3 protein-coding genes and 1 pseudogene are annotated in these 4,012 nt (G+C 50.1%); 2 read left to right on the top strand and 2 right to left on the bottom strand.

The features are described 5' to 3' along the window. Both WBA89_RS19025 and gatA read right to left on the bottom strand, forming a co-directional pair. Positions 1-460 (bottom strand): annotated as a pseudogene (locus WBA89_RS19025) (hypothetical protein); the annotation flags it as partial. A 121-nt stretch (positions 461-581) separates the two neighbouring features. Further along, positions 582-2,042: an Asp-tRNA(Asn)/Glu-tRNA(Gln) amidotransferase subunit GatA gene (gene gatA, locus WBA89_RS19020; RefSeq protein WP_424408767.1), complete on the bottom strand. Its 1,461-nt coding sequence runs from the start codon at positions 2,040-2,042 to the stop codon at positions 582-584. Positions 2,043-2,260: 218 nt separating this feature from the next. Between gatA and WBA89_RS19015 the strand changes: the two genes are divergently transcribed. Beyond that, positions 2,261-2,713, top strand: coding sequence for a helix-turn-helix domain-containing protein (locus tag WBA89_RS19015; RefSeq protein ID WP_424408766.1), 453 nt, complete (start codon positions 2,261-2,263; stop codon positions 2,711-2,713). A gap of 343 nt (positions 2,714-3,056) precedes the next feature. After that, positions 3,057-4,012 (top strand): serine hydrolase (locus WBA89_RS19010; protein ID WP_424408765.1); only part of this gene is annotated, 956 nt, incomplete at its 3' end.

The raw sequence follows: 4,012 nt of genomic DNA, 5'->3' as shown, positions 1-4,012 counted from the left end.
CCCTTAACAAGGGGGGGCTGGGGGGGGTTTCCGATGGGTTAAGAGCGGCTTCACTTACCCCCCCCCTTAACAAGGGGGGGCTGGGGGGGGTTTCCGACGGGTTAATAGCGGCTTCTCTTACCCCCCCCCTTAACAAGGGGGGGCTGGGGGGGGTTTCCGACGGGTTAATCCGAGCAGCTTCACTTACTTCCCCCGGAACCTTGCGGGAGTTTTCCGAGGCAGGAATCCACCACCCGTGCACGGTTTCCACCGCGCCTGTTTTAGTAGGAATTGGCAGCCAAACATCTTGATATTTCAACTGCCAATCATCTGGCGTAGTTGCGATCGCCCGCGCCGGAAAAAAGATAAACTTACCTTGCGCTCCCAATAAAAACAGACAAGCAGCAGAATAAGCGACAGCCAAAACTGTCCCCAAAGTTATCAGCGATTTCGACAAAAAGAAGAGCGGCAACTTGTTCATAGAAAATAGACACAGAAAAAATTAGCAATCGCTTAAAAGCTAACCGTCAATGATTAATTTTAGACAATTAGCCAAGATCGATTACTAACTTCCGCCGTCGCGTTCCGCCGAATTTTAAAAATTAATCCAAATCAGGGCGGTGCAAGTGCCAATTCGTAGACTGTTCGTAAGCATGAGCTACTTGAAACAACCTAGATTCTTGCAAAACATTACCAATGAGTTGTATGCCCACCGGCAGTCCTTTATCATCAAATCCGCAGGGCAAACTCAAAGCTGGCAAACCAGCCAGATTCACCGGAATAGTCATCAAATCTGACAAATACATACTCAGGGGATCGTTGAATTTTTCCCCTGCCTTAAAAGCCGTAGTCGGAGCAGTGGGACAGACCAAAACATCAACTTGAGAAAAAGCTTTTTCAAAGTCTTCTTTAATCAAAGTCCGAACTTTTTGAGCTTTGAGATAATAAGCGTCGTAATATCCAGCAGAGAGTACGTAAGTGCCGATCGCAATCCGGCGTTTAACTTCCGCACCGAACCCTTGAGAGCGAGTTTTGGCATACATATCCAAAAGATTGTCAGCATCGGGCGATCGGAAACCGTATTTTACTCCATCATACCGCGCCAAATTTGCCGAAGCTTCCGAGGGAGCAATAATGTAGTAAGTGGGCAAACCGTAGCGGAAGCGGGGACAAGAAATGACTTGAATTTCTGCGCCCAATTGTTGAAATTGCTCGATCGCCTTAGTAACAGCGTCTTTAACCCCAGAGTCCAACCCTACACCAAAAGTTTCTTTAATTACACCAATTCTAATCTGACCCTTCGGTCGCAAACTGGGTCTCAAAGCTTGAGCGTAGTCAGGAATTGGGACATTCAGACTCGTGGAATCTTTCTTGTCGTAACCAGCCACGGCCCCCAACAAAATCGCCGCATCCTCAACAGTCCGGCCAAAGGGCCCGATTTGATCCAGAGAAGAAGCATAGGCCACCAAACCGTAACGAGAAACCAACCCATAGGTCGGTTTCAGCCCCACCAAGCCGCAAAAAGCAGCAGGTTGGCGGATCGAACCCCCAGTATCCGAACCCAAGCTCGCGACGCATTCTCCGGCGACTACGGCTGCGGCAGAACCGCCAGAAGACCCTCCGGGCACCCGCTCCAAGTCCCAAGGATTCGCAGTCACTTGATAGGCAGAAGTTTCCGTCGAACTCCCCATTGCAAACTCGTCCATATTCGCCTTGCCCACAATCACCGCACCGGCGGCTTTGAGTTTGGAGACGACGGTTGCATCGTAGGGAGGCACAAAATTCTCCAAAATCCGAGAGGCGCAGGTTGTAGGAACGCCATCGGTACACATATTGTCTTTAACGGCGATCGGGATGCCGGCCAAGGGCCCAATTTCCTCACCGGCGGCGATTTGGGCATCCACTTTGTGGGCCTGGGCCATTGCGCTGTCTGCCGTCACGCACAGAAAGCTTTTCAACTTCGGCTCTAGCTGGGTAATTCGGTCTAATGTTTCTTGAGTAATTTCCACAGCAGAGCGTTCTTTATTGACCAGTTGTCGGTGCAACTCGCGGATGGATGCCATGCTCGTACCTTTATCAATTCTACTTTCGGCCACTTAGTCAATATAGCTGGCAATTGCACCTGCTTACAGCCTCTTCCTTATCTGCGTCTACCTGCGCGCATCTGCGTTAAAAAAAAGCCACCTATTTGCCCCAACGATCCCAGGAAAAAAATTTCATCCGGAATCATCCCCAAAACCAGAGATATATGCTAAGAAGTTCCCGATGCCCCGTTGGAGGAATGCCACCTAAAGCTCACCTAGAATCTCACCTGACGGCAGAGGAACTCAAACTTCGCTACCGGCAGGCACAAAACACCACAGAGTCCCGCCGCTGGCACTTGCTGCTGTTAGTTTCCCGAAATTGGACTATCAAACAAGCAGCCCAAGTTGTAGGTCTCAACTACGACTACGCCAAAGAAATTGTCCAGCGCTACAACCGAGAAGGGCCTGACTCCGTGAGAAACCGCAGCGGAGACCGCCAGCCCCCTCCTGCAAAATCCTTGCTGAATCCAGAACAGCAAGAAGAACTGCGACAAGCGCTGCAAGGCCCCGCCCCCGACGGCGGAGACTGGACAGGCCCCAAAGTAGCTCTCTGGATTGCCGAAAAGATCGGTAGCGCTCATGTCTGGCCCCAACGCGGCTGGGATTACCTCAAGCGGTTGGGTGTTAACTGGCGGCGGCGCAAAAAGTAGATTGTTCGCAATATTTTAGAGGGAGTCGATCGCCATTGAGTGCGATCGACCCCCTTTATTTTTGCATTGGGCATTGGGCATCGGGCATCGGGAATTGGGCATTGGGCATCGGGCATCGGGAATTGGGCATTGGTCAAAAGAACAGGTGCGCCGCTCTTTGTTGAGGATTGTCGATGTATCCGCACCCTACGGCTAAAATCCCAAATCCCAAATCCCAAATCCCAAATCCCAAATCTCAAACCGTTTGACTCTTGTAACAATAGCTGCTTAGATTGAATTTGGTTGTGTTGAGGATGTCGAATATATGCGAGGAATCGGGCGTTTTTTGTCGATCGCAAACAAGATGGCGGCAGTAGTCGCCGGCATCGGACTGGTTCAGGTGTTAACCATCGCCAGTTCATTCTCTCAATCATCTAACCCGCGTTCCCTAGACGAACTCTACAAAATTCGCGATCGGCTCGTCACCGAATTAGAACAACCAGCCTCTGGCTCCCCAGAACCAACCCTGCTTTCCGGCTTAATTCCCCTCGGCGGCAATCCCCAAGAAAAACTGATACAACAGTTGCAAGCGGTAGATGTACAAATATTAGTAGAACAGAGAGCTAACGACAATTTGCAGCAAGCAGTCCGCTTAGCCAACCGAGCCGTAGAAACTGGAAAACAGCAAAATCAGTCGATCGCATCTTCGCAACAAACTCAATTTTTGTGGCACCAAGCCCTGAACAACTTGCAGGAAGTTCCCCAAAATTCCTTTTTAGCTCCTTTCAAAGCATCAAAAGCTCAAGAATACCGGGAAAACTTCACAGCAGCCACCTCTCAAGTGCGGCAAGCAAAATCTGATTTTTTGGCTGAAGTGGCGCGGGAAAGCGGTTTGTCAGAGAAGGCTTCGATCGGCATTTGCCACCTGTCGAGAGAGTGCGTGAACCTGCGGGGCGATGTGCCTCCTGCGAGCCCGGCCAGCTTAATTAAACTGCCGATTGCTGTCGCCCTGATGCAAAAAGTCGAACAAGAAAAAATTAGCCTAAACCAGGAAGTATTCGTCAATCGGGGCAACTTCACCGAAGACTCAGAGACGAAGATTGTGTCCGCTAAAAATTACCCGTTGAAGACACTGTTAGAAGAAATGATCGATCGCAGCAGCAATACTGCCACCAATCAACTGATCGATTATGTCGGTTCCGATTACATCAATCAATTCTTGGAAGATCGCGGCTACCAAGTAACCCGCGTTAACTTCAAATTAATGGGGGAAAAAATTATGCCAACCAACCCCGGTTCCGGCCCAAACCGCTTGACGGC

Source organism: Microcoleus sp. (assembly GCF_049646505.1).
GTDB lineage: Bacteria > Cyanobacteriota > Cyanobacteriia > Cyanobacteriales > Microcoleaceae > Microcoleus.
The sequence above is the reverse complement of the archived record's forward strand: the minus strand, read 5'-3'. Positions and strand labels throughout refer to the sequence as shown.

Bases quoted from the DNA above. Each gene is read 5' to 3' on its own strand.
- WBA89_RS19015 (WP_424408766.1), top strand. From the start codon at position 2,261: ATGCCACCTAAAGCTCACCTAGAATCTCACCTGACGGCAGAGGAACTC.
- gatA (WP_424408767.1), bottom strand. From the start codon at position 2,042: ATGGCATCCATCCGCGAGTTGCACCGACAACTGGTCAATAAAGAACGC.